This is a genomic window from Shewanella glacialimarina (genome assembly GCF_020511155.1).
Lineage (GTDB): Bacteria > Pseudomonadota > Gammaproteobacteria > Enterobacterales > Shewanellaceae > Shewanella > Shewanella glacialimarina.
In genome coordinates, this window is sequence record NZ_CP041216.1 from 1,623,097 (window position 1) to 1,645,286 (window position 22,190).

Here is a 22,190-nt window from a genome sequence, read left to right on the forward strand (position 1 = left end):
ACTACGTCATCCCGGTAATGCTTCTGGGCCGGGATCTAAATCCTTTAGCCGCAGTTCAGGCGCTTAAAGCCAAAAATGGATCCCCGATAAAAGCATTCGAGGATGACGGCAAAATAAGCATAGCAAACTGGCTTTTTTATTATAGCCTTGTGCATGTTACTGGTGTGGGATCTATGACGTCACTCGGGTATGTTTCTACTACGTCATCCCGGTATGTTTCTACTACGTCATCCGGGTAAGTTTCTACTACGTCATCCCGGTAATGCTTCTGGGCCGGGATCTAAATCCTTTAGCCGCAGTTCAGGCGCTTAAAGCCAAGAATGGATCCCCGATAAAAGCATTCGAGGATGACGGCAAAATAAGCATAGCAAACTGGCTTTTTTATTATAGCCTTGTGCATGTTACTGGTGTGGGATCTACTACGTCATCCGGGTATGTTTCTACTACGTCATCCGGGTAAGTTTCTACTACGTCATCCCGGTAATGCTTCTGGGCCGGGATCTAAATCCTTTAGCCGCAGTTCAGGCGCTTAAAGCCAGGAATGGATCCCCGATAAAAGCATTCGAGGATGACGGCAAAATAAGCATAGCAAACTGGCTTTTTTATTCGTTCAGCAAGAGGTTATTTAACGTTTTATGAAACCATCTTTATATGGCAGTTCTTTTTTTATTATTGCCCTGTGCATTTTACTGGTGTGGGTGCCTATTCCACTTGCCAGTAATCGTATTTGGGCCTGGTCTATTATTGAGTTTTACATTATTAGTTTGTCGTGTTTGCATTTGGTATTTTGTGTTGTGCGCAGCCAACCTTTATTTACCCAGAATTGGCAGAAGTATGCTTTGTTGCCGATAGGCTTATTATTGCTGTTTACTTTTTTACAATGGACTGGATTGGTGACGGGTATTGATACCGTTGATGGGTTTCAAACTTTTCAGCAGTTAATTAAAACCTTATGTTTTGGCTTATTTGTCTACCTTTTAGCAGTGCATTGCCAGTCAGCCAGGCTACTGCGTTGGGTGTGTGTTGCTATTATTGTGTCTGGCTGTATTCAAGCGTTTTACGGCAGTGTATTGAATTTACTGGATTTACCAAAGTCGCCAATATTTGGTATTAGTGATGGTGACAGGGCAAGGGGATCATTTGTCTATCAAAACCATTTTGCTAACTTTTTAGCCTTGTCGATTACCATTGCCTTTGGTTGGTTAATATCTGAGTTAAAAACAACCCGTTCAGGCCAATTTGATTTTAGAACCTTTATGTTAGGGGTATTTGAAACCCTGATAAGCAGTAAGATTATTTTACGGCTGGCGATTGTGATTATGATTATTGGCTTGATTTTAAGCCGCTCGCGTATGGGTAACGCTGGATTTTTTACCGCGTTAATTACAGTAGCCTTACTGGCCCTGGTTATTTATCGTAATCCGCCAAAAATGTTAAAGCCGCTGGTGATCAGCATTTTTATTTTAGATTTGATTATTGTTGGGTCTATATTTGGGGTCGAAAAGGTTAAGCAGCGTATTGAAGATACCTCATTTGCGGCAGAAACCCGTGATGATGTGGTGCGAGACAGTATTCCTATTATTGAACAAAATTGGTTAACCGGTAACGGCGCTGGCAGTTTTTACACTGTTTTTCCGCAGTATCAAACCGTGCCTTATTCCGGTTTTTATGACCATGCCCATAATGACTATATTCAATTTGCAGTAGAATATGGGGTTGTCATTACAGCGTCACTTGGGTTGTGGATAATTTATTGTTTGTGGTTAGCTTGCCGAACCATGTATTTACGTAATAATAAACTGTACAAGGGCATTGCATTTGGTTGTGCGATGGCAATTGTGCATATGTTGATTCATTGTACGGTTGATTTTAATTTGCAGTCTCCGGCAAACACTTTGCTGTTTTTAACTATATTAACCCTGTGTTGGTTGGTGCGTTATTTACCCACTGAACAGGGTTCCAGGCTGCAAAAAGCGCCATAAGCGCCAGATATACCATACTCGTTTTAGGCCTGGGTTAAGTTGCCTGGGTCAAATTATGTAAGCTGTTATAAATTATCAATTTTGTTTCATTTAGCGTTACGCTATATAAGGATATCTATGAAAGTTGTTATTCCCGTTGCAGGGCTAGGTACACGGATGCTGCCAGCGACTAAGGCTATTCCAAAAGAAATGCTGCCATTGGTGGATAAACCACTTATTCAGTATATTGTTGATGAATGTGTCAGCGCTGGGGTGAAAGAAATTGTATTGGTCACCCATGCCAGTAAAAACGCGATTGAAAACCATTTTGATAAATCCTACGAGCTTGAATCAACCCTGGAAAAACGGGTTAAGCGTCAGCTGTTGCATGAAGTGCAGTCAATTTGCCCTAAAAATGTGACTATTATGCATGTACGTCAAGGTGAAGCGAAAGGGCTAGGGCATGCCATTTTGTGTGCTAAGCCGTGTATTGGTGATAACCCGTTTGCGGTAGTGTTACCGGATGTTATTTTAGATTCTTATTCAGCTGACCAACGTACCGAAAACCTAGCGTCTATGCTAATTCGTTACCGCGAAACACTCGCCAGCCAAATTATGGTTGCGCCAGTGCCTGAAAATCAGGTTGATAAATACGGTATTGCCGATTGCGGTGGCCAGAGTATTAATCCTGGTGATTCCGCTAAGATTTTTAAAATGGTTGAAAAGCCTGAACTTGGCACTGCACCGTCAAATTTAGCTGTTGTTGGCCGTTATGTGTTGTCTGAAAAAATTTGGGATTTATTGGCCAAAACACCACCCGGTGCAGGCGATGAAATTCAACTTACCGATGCCATTGATATGCTAATTGCCACTGAAAGGGTTGAAGCATTCAATATGACAGGCAAGTCACATGACTGTGGCGATAAACTGGGCTACATGAAAGCGTTTGTTGAGTACGGTATACGCGACCCTAAACTGGGCGGCGAATTTAAAAAAGAGCTTGCTGGTTTATTAGAAGAATACCGCTAACACTGCTGATATTTAAGTCAAGACCCTAGGCTAATGCATCTGCAAAGGATGCATTGGCTTTTTTGTAGGTTTACATTAAATGCGTTCATTTCTAGGCTTGTTTTGTTTCCTTCCTTTTTTCCTTTCTTGTTAGTCGAATTACTCGCGTCATTAAGACTTGTGCTTAAGTAAAAGTAACTTGTTTTCATCAGTGCAACTGATTTACCCACAAATGGTACGGCCACATATCACTGGCAGTGAGTTTTCAATGCTCTACTTTTGTCTTATAGACCTATTGCTAATGTTTCGTTTTTGTTAATTGAGACATATTGCATAGGATTAAAACAATAATTTGGAGAGCATGGATGAAACATTTAACACTCGCTACATTGATTTCTGGGGCAATGTTAGCAATGACAGGTACGGCGCAAGCTAATACCGATATGACTTTTGGTGGCTATATTAAAGCCGATGTTATGTTTAGTGATTATGGTAATGGTGCACCTGAGTCGGGTAACTTGTCGCGCCAATTTTATGTGCCAGGTACTATTTATGGTAAAGAAGGCAGTGGCGAACAGGTTGTAGACTTTCAAGCCCGTGAAACTCGCTTTAATTTTAAAACTGTTACCGATATGGAAGGCGGTCATTCGTTAACTGGGTTTATTGAATTAGATTTTATGACCCATACCGACGGTAACGAGCGCGTATCAAACAGCTATTCACCGCGTATACGCCATGCATTTGTTACCTATGATAACTGGACTATTGGTCAAACCTGGACCACATTTCAAAACCCTGGTGCATTACCCGATAATTTAGATTTTGTGGGTGCAGCTGATGGTACGCCGTTTGTGCGTCAATCATTGATTAAATACACCAACGGTAGTTTTCAGTTTGCATTAGAAAACCCTGAAACCACTTTAACCCCAAATGGTGGTGGCGGTCGCATTACTAGCGGTAGTGGCGTGATTCCTGATGTGGTTGCACGTTACAACTTTACCTCAGAAGGTGGCTCTGCGTACTCACTAGCGGGTATTGTGCGTCAATTAAACATTGAAGAGACACAGGGCGGCACTCAGCTTGATGCCAGCGAAATGGGTTATGGTGTGAGCTTTGCGGGTGTTATTCCGGTGGGTAAAGATGATTTTAAATTCACTGCAACCTATGGTGAAGGTTTAGGCCGTTACATGGCATTAAACTATGCTAACGCGGGTGTATTGGATGCCAATGGCGACATTGAGACCATTACCTCTTATGGTGGTTTTGCAGCCTATCGTCACTGGTGGAATGATCAATGGCGCACTAGCGTGACATTGTCAGGATTTTCTGCAGACAATAACGCTACGTTAACGGGTGGCGGCGTAAACAAAGAAGCTTACTCAAGCTACATTAACTTACTGTATTCACCGTCTAAGCCTGTGACCTTTGGTGTTGAGTTTATGCGAGCATTGAACGAGAGAGAAAACGGCACAGATGGCGATTTAAATCGCATTATGTTCTCGGCTAAATACGTACTTTAAGTGATTTTAGCTCGAGTTAATCACTTAGATTACCGATAAAAAAAGGGCCATAACATTGTTATGGCCCTTTTTCTTATTTTGTAAAAAGCTTTATAAACAAAAGCTTAGTCTAGTAGACCATGTTGGCGAACATATTGATCATATTCGGTATAGCCACCGATTGGGGCTTCATCAACAAATACCTGTGGTACTGTTTCTACTGTTTTACCAACACTTTTTGATAAGTCAGCTTTAGAAATACCTTCAGCGTGAATATCTACATATTTAAATTTAAAATCTTCACGATGTGCGGCTAATTTTTCAGATAACTCAACAGCACGAACACAATACGGACAGCCTGGACGGCCAAAAATAACAACAAACATAGTAACTCCTACTTGGCTAGATGGTGTGTTTATAGTACAACTTTTTTGCAAATGATAACGTGATTAAATGAATTTAGCTTAACCCAAATAAATACCCCGAATAAAGCTAACTGAAATCTGTTTTATGTTTACCTTGATAGTCAAAAAATAGATCAATTAATTTCCAGTGATGTTTTTGTTTTTTTAGTAATAATAAGTCGGGTTTTCTAAAGCGGCTCTGGTCACTCAGTACCTGTTCTGCTTTGTCATATCGCGGATGTAACATACCAGGCGTTCGGGTGTGGCTAAGCACAAATACCGCGTAAAAGGCTTTTCTTTGTGCTGGGGTATCAAACTTAAAGCTTTGCTTAAAGTCATTGCCTTCAATATCTATGTAGCGCACCAGCAAACCCTGTTCATTTTGGGTGATGAGCATTTCCTGGCATTTGAATAAGTGGTGATGTTGCGACTGTAATACTTGTTTTAAGCGCTTATCAGGGTCGATGAGTGTTGAGTTACAGGTTTGGCAAATGCGCGCGGCGATATCGTTTTCTGCGCCGCAGTCTGGGCAGACTTTAGAGCGGAAGCGAAAGTCGCATTGTTGTTCGGTATTGGCTGTTTTAGCTTTTACCGCCGCGGTATTAGCAGCAACAAGTCCCTGACATCGGCGGCCAAAATGTTCGATGATGTCACCGTCATTATCGACTAATCCCCAAAATGTATTGGCAAATTGGCACACAGGGCAGTGCACTTGTACCGGCACTGACTTGCTGTTGGGTTTGGCCTGGCCAACTTCAGGATAATATAAGTCAAAACCATTGGCGGCGTAGTCAATCACCAAACAATCGGTTTTACCCGGCGCTAAACGCAGCCCACGCCCCACCATTTGTTGAAATAAGCTTACCGATGCCGTAGGCCTTAAAATAGCAATTAAGTCGACATGGGGCGCGTCAAAGCCCGTGGTGAGTACGGCCACATTGACAATGTATTTAATCTGCTGCGCTTTAAAGGCATCGATAATGGTGTCGCGTTCATTATGGGGCGTGGCGGCGGTGATTAATGCCGCTTTGGTTGGCGTGGCGGCATTGTCGATAAGCTTGTTTAATAAGCCAATAATTTCCTGTGCGTGACGTACGGTTGCGGCAAAAATAATTACCCCTTTACGAACATTTGCCAGTTGGACTATTTGTTTGACTATCGCTGTTGTGGCACGGCCTTGATGATTCAGTAAAGATTCGACTTCCTGCTGATTAAACTCGCCGCTTTCTGTCGGTTCAAGTTGACTAAAATCGTACTGGGCACTGAGGCCATCAAATAACTTAGGCGCAGTTAAAAAGCCTTGCTTGATAAGCGGGCGCATGGGTAATTCAAAAATACATTTATCGAACACTGCAGTGTCAGTATTGCCAATTTTACCGTGGTAATGGTGATGATATATCCAGCCAATGCCCAGACGATAAGGAGTTGCAGTGAGTCCTAAGATTTTAATGGCTGGATTTTGCTTTTTTAGGTGCTGTAGAATTTGCTGATATTGGCTGGTTTTTTCATTACTGACGCGATGGCATTCATCAATAATCACCAGCGAAAAAGGCTGGTTGAATCTATCTAATGCCCGCGCTGCTGACTGTACGCTGGCGACGACGGTTTTGCCGTTAGCTTTTTTCTGGTTTAATCCGGCAGAGTAAATATTGGCAGCCTGGGTGAGTAAGCCGACTTTTTCAGCATTTTGCGCAACTAACTCTTTTACATGGGTGAGCACTAATACATTGCCGTTGGCAATGCGTGCCAGTTCAGCAATTACAATGCTTTTACCTGCACCCGTTGGCAAAGCCAATACGGCAGATTGTTGGCTGCTGCGAAAGTGCTTGATGGCGGCGTTAACCGAATCCTGTTGGTAATCGCGCAGTTGCAAAGTAGGTGTGTCAGTAGAAGCTTTCAAATATTCGATTCAACATACATTGGGTTAGCTATGGTTGGATAATATCATGGTTATAGGGCTAGGTTAGCTTTAACTGCTTCAACAAAAGTTCGAGAAACCGGCACTTCAAGGTGATTGGTTAACAACAATGACATTTTTCTATTTTCTTTATTGACCGACACCACGGCCTGATTGGCTACCCACCAGGATCTATGTGTTTGCAGCCCAGGAAACCCTTCTAGCTGCATTAAGGCATCTTTTAAGCGCATTAACAGCATATGTTGGCCTTTATCTGTGTGTACTTTTAAATAGTGATCATCCATTTCTAAACACAGCAATTGTCCACGCTTTTCTAATGGTAATAAGCCCATAAACTGTTCAATTTGAATGGTATCTATATCACGACTTTGTTGATGCTGTTCAATGACCTTTTGCGATTGCTCAATGACGTGTTTTGATTGTTCAAGTTGCTGTTTTTGATGATTAACATGATTTTGTAACATGCTGACAAAGGTAATAATGCTGCCAATAACCAGGGTGTTAGGCAGCGCGAGTAGAAAATTATCAGCTAATTGTAATGTGTGGTCAAAAAACAGCCAGCCAATAAAAGGCACAATTAGGCTCATTATTAGGCTGGCTAATAGTGATGATATTGCTACCCGTTGCCAGAGCGTAGTGATGCTTTTTGCTAAGTATTTATGGCCTAAATTGATCAGTGGCATATAAATTAAATAGCCACAAATACAGGTAAACACCCAGTAACTCATCGACAATAATAGGGTGAATTGATCCATGCCGAAGGGGCGCATAAAGCCAATAAATAATCCAATAAACACCACAATAAGCAGTTGGCGCAGTAATTTGTTTTTAGTGGGTTCAGATTTTAGTTGTTGATTATTTAGGGGTATTTCACGATTCGTCAAAGGTACACATTCCTTTTTAGTTACATTTTACGAAGTTTTTGGGTCACTTTACGAAAAGCGACTTTAATTTTTTATCGCTCCATTCTATCGTCTTTTCAACACGAAGCAATGGCGAGATTGGCTCGGCTTATGTCGATGCGAACTGCCAATTAAGATAACCCCTTTATCACAGACGATAGGAACATAAAAATGACTAGATTAACGACTAAACTGACTGGCACATTGACACATAATGCCGCGACTCAATTCACTCAGACTAACAGTAGCAATATGAGTAAATCATCGTTATTAGCCGTTTCATTGCTGTTTGCATCAATGTGGGTTAATTCATCCACTTTTGCCGCGGATATTAAGCTTGAGATTACAGGGGTCAATGCCCAGCAAAGTAAGATTTATGTGCAGCTGTTTAATGGTGAAGATAATTACTTAAATGGCAATGCGCTAACAGCGACTTACATTCAGGCTAAAGCGGGGCTTAATTTTGTGTCTTTTACCGATGTTCCCGCAGGTGAGTATGCGGTGCGCTTTTTTCAGGACGAGAATAATAACGGCACGTTAGACACCAATTTATTTGGTTTGCCGTCTGAAGGGTATGGTTTTTCTAACAATGCTAAACCTAATTATGGTCCGGTTGCTTATAAGGACGCTGCTTTCACGGTCACTGAAGACGCATCAACCCAGATTAACCACACACAAATTATTTATTAAGCCACTCATTTGGGAGATGGCAATTCTAGAGATGGCAATTTTAAAGGTGACTATTTTGGAGATGAGCATGCAACGCAGACAGTTTTTAAAAGGCATGGGAATAATAGGCGCATCAAGCATGCTGCCCGGTGCAGTGAATGCGTTGGCATCTTCTGCTCCTACTGTGGTTAATATTAAGCAGCAATTTAATCAGGCGCTGGCACAGCACCCTGAGTTAATTGGTTTTGCCAATGTTGACGCTAACTTTGAGCCACAACCGCTGACGATTGAAGGGCGTATTCCTGCCGATTTACAAGGTGTTTTTTATCGTAACGGCCCTGGCAAATATGAACGTGGCGATATTCGTTATCTACATGCTTTTGAAGGCGATGGTATGTTGCAGCGTTTTGAGATTAGCGACCAAAAAATAGTCCACCGTGGCCAATTTATTAACACGCCTAAGTTTGCTAAAGAGCAACAGGCGCAGCAGTTTGTTTATTCAGGCCCTGATACTAAAATTGCCCATGCTTTGCCTGTGACCAGCGCTGATACGGTTAATACCGCTAATACTAATATTATTGCGGTGGGAGATGATCTTTGGGCGCTGTGGGAGGCGGGATCTCCTACCCAAATTGACCGGGATACCATGCAGTTTACTCAACAGGTTAATTTAGGCGCAGGGTCTAAATATGACAACAGTTTACAAGGACTGCCTTTTTCAGCGCACCCTAAAGTTGACCCTAATGGGGATATTTGGAATTTTGGTTTGCATCCATCAGGTCAGGTGGTGATTTATCAATTAGCGGCTAATGGCAAAGTTAAAAATGTGGGTCTAATTGATAGCCAATACCGTGGCGGTATGTTGCATGACTTTTTGATTACAGACAAAAGTGTGTTGATCATTTTACCGTCATTGTTTGTTGATAAGGCGATTGAAGGCAATTTTGCCCGTACTCAATATAATAGCGATATTCCAATGAGTGTATTGGTGATAAATAAGCAGTCTCTTAAGGTGACTAAACGCTTTGAATTACCCGCAGGTTTTGCGTTTCATTATGGTAATGCGTGGGAAGAAGCCAATGGCACCATTCATTTTGACGCCAGTTTGTATCCTAATGTTGATGTGCTGCATAAGTTGGCGAATGTGATGCAAGGTAAGATGTCGCAGGCAAGTGTCAAGGCGCAAACAGCCTTGTTTAGTTTATATATTGATGGCACTTATGACATGCAAACTGTAGGTGATAGCAGTGAGTTTCCGCGGGTATGCGACCATCTAGTGGGGCTTAAAAATCAGTATTTGTATCACTTATCAGCTAAATCTAGCAGCTTATGGAGCGATACCTTATCGTCTTTGCATATTGATACCGGTGCTACGCAGCATTATCATTTTGGTGATGATTATTTAGTAGAAGAGCATGTTAGTGTTTGCCCTAAAGGCGTTGAGGGCAGCGGCTACTTAATGGGTACTGCATTGCACGTGCCGACAAAACGCACTTGCTTGAATATTTTTGCGGCTAATGACTTAGCAGCAGGGCCATTAGCCAGAGCCTGGTTACCTTACCATTTACCGCTTGGGTTTCACGGTAATTTTATGGCGAGTTAGTGGCCATTTAAACAGTATTGGCAGTAAGATTAACACTTAGGTGCTTAACTGTTCCTCTTCGCTAAAAGCAGAGCAAAAAAAGCCCCTCGTTAAGAGGGGCGAAAAAGAGAAACTGGTTAGAATTCTCTTGGGTGGATGGAAATCAAGTAATGGAAATAAGCATTTGGGTATTAAATGAGTAAAAGAGTTGAGCAGTAGGGTTAACTGATCAACTCATGTTATTTTTACTCGGTTTTGTTCAAACGAGATTCTATCAAGGTGTCAATCACTGCTGGATCTGCCAGTGTTGAAGCGTCACCTAGGTTAGTCACTTCGTTAGCGGCAATCTTACGTAAGAAACGACGCATGATTTTGCCTGAGCGGGTTTTAGGTAAACCGGTTGCCCACTGAATTAAATCAGGTGTGGCTAAGGCGCCGATTTCTTTACGAACCCACTGACGTAACTCTTGACGCAACTCTTCTGTAGGTTCAACGTCGCGGGTTAAAGTAACGTAGGCATAAATACCTTGTCCTTTAATATCATGCGGATAACCTACAACAGCTGCCTCTGCGACCAGTTCATGTGCCACAAGTGCACTTTCAACTTCTGCGGTACCTAGGCGGTGACCAGATACGTTAATCACGTCATCCACTCGGCCAGTTATCCAGTAGTAACCGTCTTCATCACGGCGGGCACCGTCTCCGGTAAAGTACATACCGCGGAAGGTTTTAAAGTACGTTAATGCAAAACGGTCGTGGTCGCCAAAAATGGTGCGCATTTGTCCCGGCCATGAGTCAAGAATAACTAAGTTACCTTCAGCTGCACCTTCAACAATTTCACCCATGTTATCAACCAATGCTGGTTGAACACCAAAGAATGGTCGCGTTGCAGAACCTGGTTTAGTATCCGTTGCGCCTGGTAATGGGCTGATCAAAATACCACCGGTTTCGGTTTGCCACCAGGTGTCGACAATTGGACATTGCTCATTACCAATGACTTCGTGGTACCAGCGCCATGCTTCAGGGTTAATGGGTTCGCCGACCGAGCCCATAATGCGCAGTGAATCACCTTTGTAATCACTGAACTGTTCTTTACCTTCAGCCATTAATGCGCGGATTAATGTTGGCGCGGTATAAAGAATGTTCACTTTATGACGGTCAATCATTTCACCTATGCGTGAAGGTGTTGGCGCATTTGGGACCCCTTCATGAATTAACACGGTTGCACCGTTGGCTAATGGGCCATAAACCATGTAAGAGTGTCCGGTGATCCAACCTACGTCGGCGGTACACCAGTAAACTTCACCTGGTTTATAATCAAATACGTATTCGTGGGTCATTGATGCGTAAACCATGTAACCGCCTGTGGTGTGCAACACACCTTTAGGGTTACCGGTTGAGCCTGAGGTATACAGCAGAAATAATGGGTCTTCTGCACCCATTTCTTCATATGGGCAATGCTCAGATGCCACTTCCATTAATGAGTGCCACCACACATCGCGGCCTTCTACCCAATCAATGTTGCCGCCAGTACGTTTAAGTACAATGACTTTTTCGACGCAATCAACATCAGGATTAGCTATTGCTTCATCAACGCTGCGCTTAAGCGGAATTTTACGTCCACCGCGAACACCTTCATCAGAGGTAATAACGACTTTAGATTTGCCGTCAATCACACGTGATGCGATTGAGTCTGGTGAGAAGCCGCCAAAAACAACAGAATGAATTGCACCAATACGAGCACAGGCAAGCATAGCTACCGCAGCTTCTGGCACCATAGGCATATAAATAGTGACGACATCGCCTTTAACGACGCCTTGGCCTTTAAGGGCGTTAGCAAACTTACAGACATCGGCATGCAGTTCTGCGTAGGTGATTTTACGCTGTTCGTTAGCGTCATCGCCTTCCCAAATAATGGCAACAGTGTCGCCATTTTTTTCAAGGTGGCGGTCCAAACAGTTGGCTGAAGCATTTAGTGTGCCGTCATAAAACCAATTGATTGATAAGTTATGGTCATCAAACGAGGTTTGTTTTATCTTAGTGTAAGGCTTGATCCAGTCAATGCGTTTACCGTGTTCTCTCCAAAAACCTTCTGGATTAACAATAGATTCCTGGTACATTTTTTTGTATTGATCGTTATTGACCAGTGCATTTTCAGCGATAGCGCTAGGCACTTTGTAAAGAGACTGCGAGCTCATAGGGGCTTCCCTTTCTATAAATGGCGTGGTTAAAGTATCATCTGCAACAGGCTTGCAACACTATTAGACCTTGGTCTAGTTTGAGAAAGCCCTTATTATTTAACCTGTTGCACGTGCTAAACTGAGGTTCAATTGTACATATATGCCGCGAATTTAATAGGGCGGCATAATATTGATTGTTTAATCGACAAATATTGCAGGCTTTGAAAAAATAACCAGATAATAATAAGAATGATATCGAATGACTCATTCAATAATTCAAGGTAATGAATCGCGTTATGAATTTAACCCTTTTTGTGGCAATTATTGCCGTATGTTATGTGTCGCTATTATTCACTTTAGCGTGGGGCGCAGAGCGTTGGTATGGCAAAATTAGCCAAAAAGTTCAGTTATGGATTTATGGCTTAAGTCTGGGGGTATATTGTTCGTCGTGGAGTTTTTTGGGCACGGTAGGGCAGTCGGCTAATGACCTTTGGTCGTTCTTGCCTATTTTTGTTGGCCCGATCATCATTTTTACTTTTGGCTTTGGTTTATTGCGCAAAATGGTGGTGGTGTCTAAAGCGCAAAATATCACCTCAGTAGCTGACTTTATTGCCGCCCGCTATGGTAAGTCACAGCTATTAGCTGCGTTAGTCACATTGATTGCCTTATTTGGCATCATGCCTTATATCGCGCTGCAGCTTAAGGCTATGGTGTTTTCGCTTAACTTATTTCAACCTGAAAATTCGCCGCTTAATCCCCAGGGCGTACCATTACTGATCACCTTTATTCTGGCGGTGTTTGCCATTCTTTTTGGTACCCGAAAACTGGATGCTACTGAACATAACCCCGGCATGATGGTGGCCATTGCGTTTGAATCTCTGGTCAAGTTAACGGCTTTTATGCTGGTGGGCGTTGTGATTAGCTTTGGCTATTTTGATGGTTTTGGTGATATTTGGCGCCAAGCTAGTGAACGCGATTTGATTGAGTTTGGTGAGTTACGAGTTGGGGCGTTATTGCCGGAATTGATTGTTGGTATGGCGGCATTTTTGTGTATGCCAAGGCAATTTCATGTGATGGTGGTGGAGTGCGGTGGCGAGTCGGTGCTTAAGAAAGCCCGTTGGATTTTTCCGGTTTATTTAGCCTTATTTGGTATTTTTGTCGCGCCGTTAGCATTGGCGGGGAAAATTCTACTGGGTGACAGTGTTGCTGCTGACACTTATGTGATTAATCTGCCGTTGGCATTAGAGCAGCCCATTATTGCTGTTATTGCATTACTAGGCACTTTATCAGCCGCCACAGGAATGGTGATTGTAGCTGTGGTGACCATTAGCATTATGATTAGCAATGAGTGGTTAGTGCCGATTATGTTGCGTACCGGCCAGATAAGAAAAAAGAACTTTAGCCAGTTTTCACAGTTGTTACTGAATGCCAGACGTTTAGCCATAGTGCTCATTTTAGGGTTTGGTTATATCAGCTATTTAACCCTGGCTGATAGTGACTCGCTGTCGCATTTAGGCATGCTGTCTTTTGGCGCTTTTGCACAACTTGCCCCGGCATTAATTGGTGGCTTGTACTGGAAATACGGTAACCGTAGTGGGGTATTTTTAGGTTTGGGTGTGGGCTTTAGTTTATGGTGTTACATTTTGTTTTTTAGCACCAATGATGTTAGTGCGTTATCGCACTTTGGTGCTAATCAAGGTGTTTTAGAGTCGATTAAACCTAATGTTAGCGATACCCTCATTGCACTTTTAGCCAATATTATTTGTTATGTATTGGGCTCGTTATGGTTTAGAACTGGGGTTGCGGAGCGTATTCAAGCCAGTAATTTTGTTAAACCGTGGCATTTAAAACAAAATGACAATAAGCGCCAAGGCCCTATTGCACAACAAGACTTATTAATTCTTGCGAGTCGTTTTGTTAGCCCCACACGGGCATATGAAAGTTTTAGTCGATTTTCCCCCGATGCCGTTAAAAGTGATAGCTGGCATAAAGCCGCACCCGATGAGCTTATTGCCCACACAGAACACATGTTAGCGGGCATATTGGGGGCATCTAGTGCTAAGTTAGTGATGGACTCTGTCATGCAAGGGCGGGATCTTGCCTTGGATGAAGTATTCAGCTTAGTGGATGAGGCATCATCTAAAATTATGCTTAGCCAGGATATGCTACGTGGTGCGATTGAGCATGCCTATGAGGGCATGAGTGTGGTGGATAAAGACCTTAACTTAATGGCATGGAATTATAAGTATTCTGAGCTTTATCAGTATCCTGACGGTTTTTTAAAACAAGGCATGCCAATCAGTGAAGTGGTGCGATTTAATGCCGCCAGAGGTTTTTGTGGTACGGGTGATATTGAACAGCAAGTGAATGTGCGGGTACAGCATATGCGTAACGGTACACAGCATATTTCTGAGCGCGAAAGAAAGGACGGTAAAGTCATCAAAATTCAAGGTAACCCTATGCCTGACGGTGGTTTTGTGATGACGTTTACCGATATTACCCAATATCGTTTACAGGAAAAAGCCTTAAAAGAAGCCAATGAAACCCTTGAGGAGCGGGTTAAATCTCGTACCTATGAGTTGGCTATGCTTAATAGCGAATTACTGGAAGCTAAAGCCCTGGAAGAGCTGGCTAACGCGTCTAAAACGCGATTTTTAGCCGCCGTGGGGCATGATCTTATGCAGCCTTTGAATGCTGCCAGATTATTTACAGCGTCATTAGCGCAATACCCTAATTTAGATTTAGAGGCACAAACTACGCTTACCCATGTAAACAGCTCATTGAAAACTGCCGGCGAGTTATTGACTGATTTATTAGATATTTCCAAGCTGGATTCTGGCAATGTAGAGGTTAATCGCCGTGACTTTGCTATTGGAGAATTGCTTAATGCCCTGGCGATAGAGTTTGATGCGATGGCGCAAGACAGTCAGATTAATTTTAATATGGTGCGTTCAACATTAACGGTTAACTCAGACCCTGCGCTGTTAAGACGTATTTTGCAAAACTTTTTGACTAATGCCTATCGCTACGCCCGTGGCGGTAGAGTGTTAATGGGTTGTCGCCGACAAGGTCAGTATATCGAGATTCAAGTATTTGATACTGGCTGCGGCATTGCTAAAGACGATATACAAGAAATTTTCCGCGAGTTTAAACGCCTTAACCATCCAAGTAGTCGCAACATTAGCGGATTAGGCTTGGGATTGGCGATTGCGGATAGGATCAGTAAAGTGCTGGGGCATGAAATTAATGTCGCCTCTACACTGGGTGAAGGTTCTATGTTTTCTATCAAAGTACCGCTAGGACAAACCGTGCACCAGGTTGAAACCAAACCAACCGCAAGTTTATTACAACCTCTGGCTGGGGTGAAAGTATTGTGTATTGATAATGAAGAAGCCATTTTAGCGGGATTAGAATCATTATTAACCCGATGGCAGTGTGAAGTGGTGTGCGCCAAAGATTTAGCCGATGCACGGATTAAGTTAGGCCTAAAAGGCATAGCGCCAGATATTGTGTTAGCGGATTATCACCTTGATGATGATCAAAATGGTGTGGATGCGATGGATGGTATTCGTGCCCGATATGGGGAACATTTACCGGGTATTTTGATTACAGCCAACACCAACAAACAGTTAGTAGAGGATGTTGAGAGGCGCGGCTATCATTATATGGCGAAAATGATTAAACCTGCGGCGTTAAGGGCACTTATTTCAAGTTTAGTTAAGCAATGATTTAGTTACGGAATGCTTTTTTAAGGAAAACTATGTTAACTGTGTATGGCGACATTAAATCTGGCAATTGTTACAAAGTTAAATTAGTGCTGGCAATATTAGCCATTGGGCATCGCTGGCATGAGATGGATATTTTACAAGGTGATACCCAGGATGATTGGTATCTTGCAAAACACCCATCTGGCAAAATTCCATTAATTGAAACCGATGATGGCAAACTATTATCAGAATCGAATGCCATTATAGGGTATTTAGCTGAGGGTTCAGGATTGATCCCTGACGATCCATTTGCCAAAGCGCAAATGTACCAATGGATGTTTTTCGAGCAATACAGCCATGAACCTTATATTGCAGTAGCCCGTTTTATTCAGTTTTATTTAGGTATGCCAGACGACCGACTTGATGAATATAAAGCGATGCATAAAAAAGGCTATAAAGCGCTAGATTTAATGGAGCACACTCTGAAAAATTCATCATTTTTAGTGGGCGAGCAATTTACCTTAGCCGATATCGCCCTGTTTGCTTATACCCATGTCGCCCATCAAGGCGGATTTGATTTAAGCCATTACCCTGCTATTAAGCAATGGCTTGCGAATGTTGAGCAACAAATTGGATTTGTGGGAATGATGGATTAGTTTGAACTATCCAATAATTTCATCATCTGGCCAGCTCGTCAGCTCACCATCACGTCAGCTCACCATCTCGCCAGCTCGTCAGCTCATTAGCTCATTAGCTCATTAGCTCGTCAGCTCATTAGCTCGCCACCTCAACAGCTCACCATCACGTCATCCCCGAGATCTTTAATCGGGGATCTCGCTTTATAAGCCGTTTAAATAATAGGGCATTCACTATAGAACTTAGCTATCAGAACTACTGCGACACGCAGCAAGTTTGCCCCTGAAAGTAGGCTATGCCATTCATATCATAGATGGTCACCGCCGCGCTCACACCTGATACTCGTTTAACTTCGATTAGCCCTTAATAGTTTCATCACTTCATCACTTCATCATTTGGTCATCTCACCATCTCACCATCACGTCATCCCCGGGATCTTTAATCGGGGATCTCGCTTTTGTAAGCCGTTTAAATAATAGTGCATTCACTATAGAACTCAGCTGCTAGTAAAGCTTCGACAAGCAGCACTTAACCGAAAAAGTGTCTCATCTGCAGCATACTTACTTCTGTGGAGCTATCGTGCTTTTAGAAATAACATGCAAAAACATATAAAGACTCTCTGGTTGCGAATTCTTGTGAAACAAAGAGTGCTACCTGACGATTTTAAAATCGTTGAAATTATAAGGACACTTGTAAAATCAATTGCTGGTAATCTAGCTTAAAAACATTGCCAGAATTCAATACCAATACGTTGCATTACGCATTGATGCTGTCTACTCTTCGTACTTTAAAAATAATAATAGAAAAAGGTATCTCTATGCAGATTAAAATACCGTCAAAAATCTTCCAATCAATGATGTATAGCGTGCTGCTTATAACTATGGCCGGCTGTTCTCAGCAGTATGCTTCAGTCGAAAAAGCCGCTGTTGTTCAGCCGGCGCAAGAAAAGTTTAAAGTCATATTTGGTGGTACTGATGTTGGTGGCATGACAGTTAATCGTGATGGTCAAAACATCGACATTGATTTTTCATTCAGTAATAACGGTCGCGGTGCCAGTTCACAAGAGGTGTTACAGCTGTCTGATAAAGGTTTACCCATTGATTGGCAAATTAGTGGTAAAACGGTTTTCGGCAATGAAGTGAATGAGCAGTTTAGCCTTAAAGGTAATAGGGTGAACTGGCAGAGTTCATCTGAAAGTGGCAGTGCTGAGTTTAACCCTGATGCGTTATTCATTGCGCAAAACGCTAGTCCTTATGCGCTTTACATCTACGCCAAAGCCTTGCTTGGGCAACCGACATTGTCATTATCGGCATTGCCTGCTGGCGAGCTGACGATTAGTCAGGTTAGTAAAGTTGTGCTTACCGATGCGAATAACGCTAAGGTGAATGCGACGATTTATGCCGTTAAAGGAATTAATCTTGACCCAAGTTATATTGCCCTTGATGACAATCAGCTAATGCTTGGATATTTGTCGCCACGTGTGGTGATTATTCGTGAGGGATTAGAAGCACAAAGTAAGGTGTTAAGTGATTTAGCGGCTAACTTGAATGCTAGCCGATTTGAAATAATTGCCCAGAAAGCGATTCATCAATATGACAAGCCGATACGGATTAACAACGTTAGAATATTTGACCCTGTAAGCCTGCAGCTGACTGCGGCTAAATCTGTTTTGCTTGAAAACGATAAAATTAAGGCTATTGAAGCCATGGTTGATTCGGCAAAAGAGGGCGAAGTACTCATTGAGGGTAACGGTGGTACATTAATTCCTGGTTTGTATGAAATGCACGGCCACATGAGTGATAACGATGCCTTACTGAATGTATTGGCAGGCGTCACCTCTGTTAGAGATATGGGTAATGAAATTGACATTCTCGACCCATTAATCGACAAAATTGAAACTAATCAAATTATTGGCCCACGCATTACCAAAAGTGGTTTTATTGAGGGTAAAAGCGAGTTTTCCGCGGCGACCGGTGAGATAGCATCTACTGAGCAAGAAGCGGTTGACCTTGTGAATATGTACGGTGAAAAAGGCGGTTATTTTCAAATAAAAGTATACAGCTCGATTAATGGTGAGTGGGTACCTGCTATGGCTAAAGCCGCTAAAAAGCATGGTATGCGCATAACTGGGCATATTCCTGCTTTCTCAAACGCTGATGAAATGATTGCTGCAGGGTATGACGAAATTACCCATATCAACCAGGCAATGCTGAGTTGGGTGCTTGATAAAGATGAAGATACGCGCACGCTTTATCGCATTACTGGCATGAAACGTTTTGTCGATTTAGACCTCAATAGCGACAAAGTACAACATACCTTAAATACTATGGTGGCAAAAAATATTGCGGTTGATCCCACCATCGTTATTCATGAATTAGGTTTAACGGCTAGAAACGGTGAAACCCGTATTGGCGTTAAAGATTATATCGACCATATGCCGATTGGCGAGCAAAGAAGCGCGAAAGTGGCCTTATTAAATGTAGCCGATGAACAAGAGGATAAAGATTATCGCCTAGCGTTTGATAAAGTGATTGAAACACTGGCATTGATGCACAAAAAAGGCATTTTACTGGTTCCGGGTACCGACTTAGGTGGCGCTTTTGAACTGCATCGTGAGTTAGAGTTATTCAAAAAAATAGGTATGACTAATGCTGAAGTATTGCGCCGGGCTTCTTATGATATGGCGAATTATTTAGGCTATGGCGAGCAGCTTGGCAGTATTGAAGTGGGTAAGTATGCTGACTTTTTCTTAGTGCCTGGTGATCCTATTGCAGATCTTCGTGCCATTAAGACGGTGGCTATGGTGTCAAAAGGCGGGGTTATTTATTTTCCGAGTGAAGTTTACCCTGAATTTGGCATAAAGCCTTTTACCGCAATTCCGACCGTTGTTGAATAACTAACTTGAGTGTGTTTGCTAAATAATGTGAACACCCTTTAACGATAAAAAGCCTGTCGGCTCACATAGAGTTTTTAATGATCATTCAACCACATGTTTATTTTATACCGTTAAATAATCAGCTTAGTCGAATTCAGTTTGAACAGGGATTGGCATTAAGCTGGTTAACTGAGGATGAAATAAACAAGGTGCATCGTTATAAAGCTGAGCAGGCTCAACATAATGCATTACAGGTTCGGTTAGCATTGCGGGCGGTTTTATCCATGCACAGTGATGTGCTTCCACATCAATGGTTATTTGAATATGGTGATAAAGGTAAGCCAAGTTTATCTGCTGAGCTATTTGAGCAAACGGGGTTACATTTTAACTTAAGCCACAGTGGTGACTGGTTAATGATTGGAGTGTTGCTCTGTGCTGAAGCTAGCTCTGGTATTAGCTCTGGTGATAGTGAACGTCGCCATTATGGTGTGTTCAAGGCGATATTATTTGGTCTTGATATTGAACGTGTGCGTGCCAGTACCCATATTCAGCCTATTTTGAATCATTACTTTACTGACAATGAAGTGGCTGATTTAGTCGCCTTACCTGATGCGCTACAACGGCAACGTTTTTTTGATTTATGGACCTTAAAAGAAGCCTTTATTAAAGCGACGGGTAAGGGATTAGCACAATCATTAAGCTCATTTTCGTTTTCATTTAATGATAACAAGGTGTTTCAAGCAGACTGTTTTTCTGTATCTAAAAATGCGCCTGCTGTTGCGTTTGAATCTGCTGTTGTCAAGGCCGCTGAGCGCGCGCCATCACCGATATTATGCCGCCATGATGACGTGCATTTTACTGCTCCGGTTACCGATAACTCACAATGGACTTGCCGCTTTGGGCGCTTGACTGACAGCTATCGATTCAGTTTTTGTATCGGGACGGATGCTGTATTGAGTGGCAGTAATGAAAATGGTAGTGATGATTTAGCGGGTGGTGTAAAAATCACTGAGCCAATAATGGTATTAACATCATTGGCTCAGTTGTTGTCTTAATTATTGTGAACAACGATTGTGATCAAATACTGTTGTGATCAACTGTTGTCAACAGCTTAGTACTTAGCCGCTTGGTCTGGTTTTGGTAAACTAGAGAGAATAAATTCGCGTAAATCTTGATTAGATTGCTTTAAATCCTCATAACGTAAATACATCATATGGCCACTTCGATATCCTTTAAACGACAGTCTGTTTTTCATCAAGCCGCTGCGGTCTAACTGCCACATGGTGTACTTGGCATCAAAATAATTGGTTGCGCCATCATAATAACCTGATTGGATCATGACATTTAGGTAGGGGTTTTGTGCCATCGCTAAACGCAAGTCCTCACCAGAATGATCATTACTTCTATCCCACGGATGAACCGGGCCAAACATGTTGTATTTTATATCCGTTTTGTAATTTAATTCAGTGCGAAGATAATCATTAATTGCTGGGGTAAAGCTGTGCAACCATGAAGTAAGCTCTGCGTTGTAATCTGGGCGTGCGCCGACTGTTTTTTCATCAATACCTAAGTAGCGCGAGTCTAATCGTCCAACCGTTTGTTGACGTTCACGCAGTAAGGTTTTCCAAAAGTAGTCGGTGTCGATATCTAGATTACTTTGCAATACTTCAGTCACACTTAAGCCTGAATAATGCGCCACTTGCTTAGCAATACGTTGTTTTTCTTCATCATCAATAAAGCTTCCCTTGGCTAATGCTGGCAAGTACTGGTTAATGGTAAAGTTTTCAACCTCGGCAAGTAGCGGGGTTAAATCCTGCTGCTGTAGATCTTCTGCTAATACCTTATGATACCAGGCGGTTGCGGCAAAATAGGGCAGGCGATTAGCGGTTTTTACCGGCCCATTACGTTCTATACCTATGTCGGTAGGTGACACTAGGATGACGCCATTAGGATACATCCATTGGTTTTTTTGTAACTCTAGTGCTAATCCCGATACTCTTGTGGTGCCATAGCTTTCACCGATTAAATACTTAGGTGAGCGCCAACGCTCGTTTCGTGACACAAAGGTAGTGATCCATTCTGCTAAATAACTCACATCAGCATTGACACCGAAAAACATTTTCTGTTGCTCATCTTTAGAAGGCATTTTGCCTTCTGCATCGGGCAGGACACGTGAGTAACCGGTATTAACCGGGTTAACGAATACAATATCGGCCACATCTAAAATAGAGTAATCATTACTTTTTACCCCATATGGCTGTAATGGGTAGCCTTCATTATCAACATTGAGTACGCGCGGCCCTGTGTAGGCAACATGCATCCACACCGATGCTGAACCTGGACCGCCGTTAAAAGAGATAACCAGAGGGCGGCTACTATTATCTTTAATATCAGTGCGTTGGTAATAAGTATAAAATAGAGTGGCGGTAGGGTTACCTTGTTCGTCCCAAACGGGTTGCGTGCCGGTAGTCGCGCTATAGGCTATTTTTTTATCTAATATAGTCGTTTTGTGCTCAGTGATAACTGTCTGATCGATTGGTATTTGACGTTTTACCCTGTCAGCTGTGTTACTGCTGTTATTAGTACTGCTATTACTCGTACTATTGTCGGCTGCATAACTGGCTGAGGTGGATAAACTTAATTGCATGCAAAATAGTACAGTACAGGATGTGACCAGAAGTTTGCGCATGGTAAAGTCTCATTTTTTGTTAGGATTTAACTGCAGATTAACATGTAACTCGACAAACAGAGTTCAGTCAGCATTACCAATTTGTAACACTTTGTATAACAAAAAGCCGCCATCAATATAAATTGATGGCGGCTTTTTATTCGCTGCTGTGCTTATTTAG

General features: G+C 42.4%; 14 protein-coding genes. 9 read left to right on the top strand and 5 right to left on the bottom strand.

What is annotated here, in order from left to right; all coding sequences use genetic code 11:
• The first annotated feature begins 635 nt into the window (after positions 1–635).
• The 3 genes from FJ709_RS07055 (at position 636) to FJ709_RS07065 (ending at position 4,489) form a co-directional block, all read left to right on the top strand.
• Positions 636–1,982, top strand: a complete 1,347-nt coding sequence (locus FJ709_RS07055) for an O-antigen ligase family protein (protein WP_226414833.1) — start codon at positions 636–638, stop codon at positions 1,980–1,982.
• 117 nt (positions 1,983–2,099) lie between these two features.
• On the top strand, positions 2,100–2,990 hold the full coding sequence (gene galU / locus FJ709_RS07060) for a UTP--glucose-1-phosphate uridylyltransferase GalU (protein ID WP_226414835.1): 891 nt from the start codon (positions 2,100–2,102) through the stop codon (positions 2,988–2,990).
• 344 nt (positions 2,991–3,334) lie between these two features.
• Complete coding sequence (locus FJ709_RS07065) at positions 3,335–4,489, top strand: DcaP family trimeric outer membrane transporter (RefSeq protein ID WP_226414838.1); 1,155 nt, start codon at positions 3,335–3,337, stop codon at positions 4,487–4,489.
• 104 nt (positions 4,490–4,593) lie between these two features.
• On the opposite strand, the gene FJ709_RS07070 is transcribed toward FJ709_RS07065, so the two are convergent.
• The 3 genes from FJ709_RS07070 to FJ709_RS07080 all read right to left on the bottom strand — a co-directional run bounded on the left by FJ709_RS07070 (position 4,594) and on the right by FJ709_RS07080 (position 7,674).
• A complete protein-coding gene (locus tag FJ709_RS07070; protein WP_226414840.1) occupies positions 4,594–4,854 on the bottom strand; it encodes a GrxA family glutaredoxin in 261 nt (86 codons plus the stop codon).
• A 106-nt stretch (positions 4,855–4,960) separates the two neighbouring features.
• Complete coding sequence (locus FJ709_RS07075) at positions 4,961–6,772, bottom strand: DEAD/DEAH box helicase (protein ID WP_226414843.1); 1,812 nt, start codon at positions 6,770–6,772, stop codon at positions 4,961–4,963.
• 50 nt (positions 6,773–6,822) lie between these two features.
• Positions 6,823–7,674 (bottom strand): LytTR family DNA-binding domain-containing protein, encoded by an 852-nt coding sequence (locus tag FJ709_RS07080; protein ID WP_226414845.1) that lies wholly within the window; start codon positions 7,672–7,674, stop codon positions 6,823–6,825.
• A gap of 189 nt (positions 7,675–7,863) precedes the next feature.
• Here FJ709_RS07080 and FJ709_RS07085 point away from each other — a divergent pair, with 189 nt between their 5' ends.
• Positions 7,864–8,382: a DUF2141 domain-containing protein gene (locus FJ709_RS07085; RefSeq protein WP_226414847.1), complete on the top strand. Its 519-nt coding sequence runs from the start codon at positions 7,864–7,866 to the stop codon at positions 8,380–8,382.
• Between the two features lie 67 nt (positions 8,383–8,449).
• Entirely contained in the window at positions 8,450–9,964 is a 1,515-nt protein-coding gene (locus FJ709_RS07090) for a carotenoid oxygenase family protein (protein ID WP_226414849.1), read from the top strand.
• A gap of 224 nt (positions 9,965–10,188) precedes the next feature.
• Here the strand turns inward: FJ709_RS07090 and acs are convergent, their stop codons facing one another.
• Positions 10,189–12,141: an acetate--CoA ligase gene (gene acs / locus FJ709_RS07095; RefSeq protein WP_226414851.1), complete on the bottom strand. Its 1,953-nt coding sequence runs from the start codon at positions 12,139–12,141 to the stop codon at positions 10,189–10,191.
• A gap of 278 nt (positions 12,142–12,419) precedes the next feature.
• Here acs and FJ709_RS07100 point away from each other — a divergent pair, with 278 nt between their 5' ends.
• The 4 genes from FJ709_RS07100 to FJ709_RS07115 all read left to right on the top strand — a co-directional run bounded on the left by FJ709_RS07100 (position 12,420) and on the right by FJ709_RS07115 (position 20,396).
• Positions 12,420–15,851 (top strand): hybrid sensor histidine kinase/response regulator, encoded by a 3,432-nt coding sequence (locus tag FJ709_RS07100; protein WP_226414853.1) that lies wholly within the window; start codon positions 12,420–12,422, stop codon positions 15,849–15,851.
• 32 nt (positions 15,852–15,883) lie between these two features.
• Positions 15,884–16,486, top strand: coding sequence for a glutathione S-transferase family protein (locus tag FJ709_RS07105; protein WP_226414855.1), 603 nt, complete (start codon positions 15,884–15,886; stop codon positions 16,484–16,486).
• Positions 16,487–17,283: 797 nt separating this feature from the next.
• Positions 17,284–19,362 (top strand): amidohydrolase family protein, encoded by a 2,079-nt coding sequence (locus FJ709_RS07110; protein ID WP_226414857.1) that lies wholly within the window; start codon positions 17,284–17,286, stop codon positions 19,360–19,362.
• A 77-nt stretch (positions 19,363–19,439) separates the two neighbouring features.
• Positions 19,440–20,396, top strand: a complete 957-nt coding sequence (locus FJ709_RS07115; RefSeq protein WP_226414859.1) for a 4'-phosphopantetheinyl transferase family protein — start codon at positions 19,440–19,442, stop codon at positions 20,394–20,396.
• 56 nt (positions 20,397–20,452) lie between these two features.
• On the opposite strand, the gene FJ709_RS07120 is transcribed toward FJ709_RS07115, so the two are convergent.
• Entirely contained in the window at positions 20,453–22,030 is a 1,578-nt protein-coding gene (locus FJ709_RS07120) for a S10 family peptidase (protein ID WP_226414861.1), read from the bottom strand.
• Positions 22,031–22,190: the final 160 nt, after the last annotated feature.

Excerpts from the sequence above, each read along its gene's own strand:
- FJ709_RS07055 (WP_226414833.1), top strand. The coding sequence starts at position 636 with ATGAAACCATCTTTATATGGCAGTTCTTTTTTTATTATTGCCCTGTGC.
- galU (WP_226414835.1), top strand. The coding sequence starts at position 2,100 with ATGAAAGTTGTTATTCCCGTTGCAGGGCTAGGTACACGGATGCTGCCA.
- FJ709_RS07065 (WP_226414838.1), top strand. The coding sequence starts at position 3,335 with ATGAAACATTTAACACTCGCTACATTGATTTCTGGGGCAATGTTAGCA.
- FJ709_RS07070 (WP_226414840.1), bottom strand. The coding sequence starts at position 4,854 with ATGTTTGTTGTTATTTTTGGCCGTCCAGGCTGTCCGTATTGTGTTCGT.
- FJ709_RS07085 (WP_226414847.1), top strand. The coding sequence starts at position 7,864 with ATGACTAGATTAACGACTAAACTGACTGGCACATTGACACATAATGCC.
- FJ709_RS07090 (WP_226414849.1), top strand. The coding sequence starts at position 8,450 with ATGCAACGCAGACAGTTTTTAAAAGGCATGGGAATAATAGGCGCATCA.
- acs (WP_226414851.1), bottom strand. The coding sequence starts at position 12,141 with ATGAGCTCGCAGTCTCTTTACAAAGTGCCTAGCGCTATCGCTGAAAAT.
- FJ709_RS07100 (WP_226414853.1), top strand. The coding sequence starts at position 12,420 with ATGAATTTAACCCTTTTTGTGGCAATTATTGCCGTATGTTATGTGTCG.
- FJ709_RS07105 (WP_226414855.1), top strand. The coding sequence starts at position 15,884 with ATGTTAACTGTGTATGGCGACATTAAATCTGGCAATTGTTACAAAGTT.
- FJ709_RS07110 (WP_226414857.1), top strand. The coding sequence starts at position 17,284 with ATGCAGATTAAAATACCGTCAAAAATCTTCCAATCAATGATGTATAGC.
- FJ709_RS07115 (WP_226414859.1), top strand. The coding sequence starts at position 19,440 with ATGATCATTCAACCACATGTTTATTTTATACCGTTAAATAATCAGCTT.
- FJ709_RS07120 (WP_226414861.1), bottom strand. The coding sequence starts at position 22,030 with ATGCGCAAACTTCTGGTCACATCCTGTACTGTACTATTTTGCATGCAA.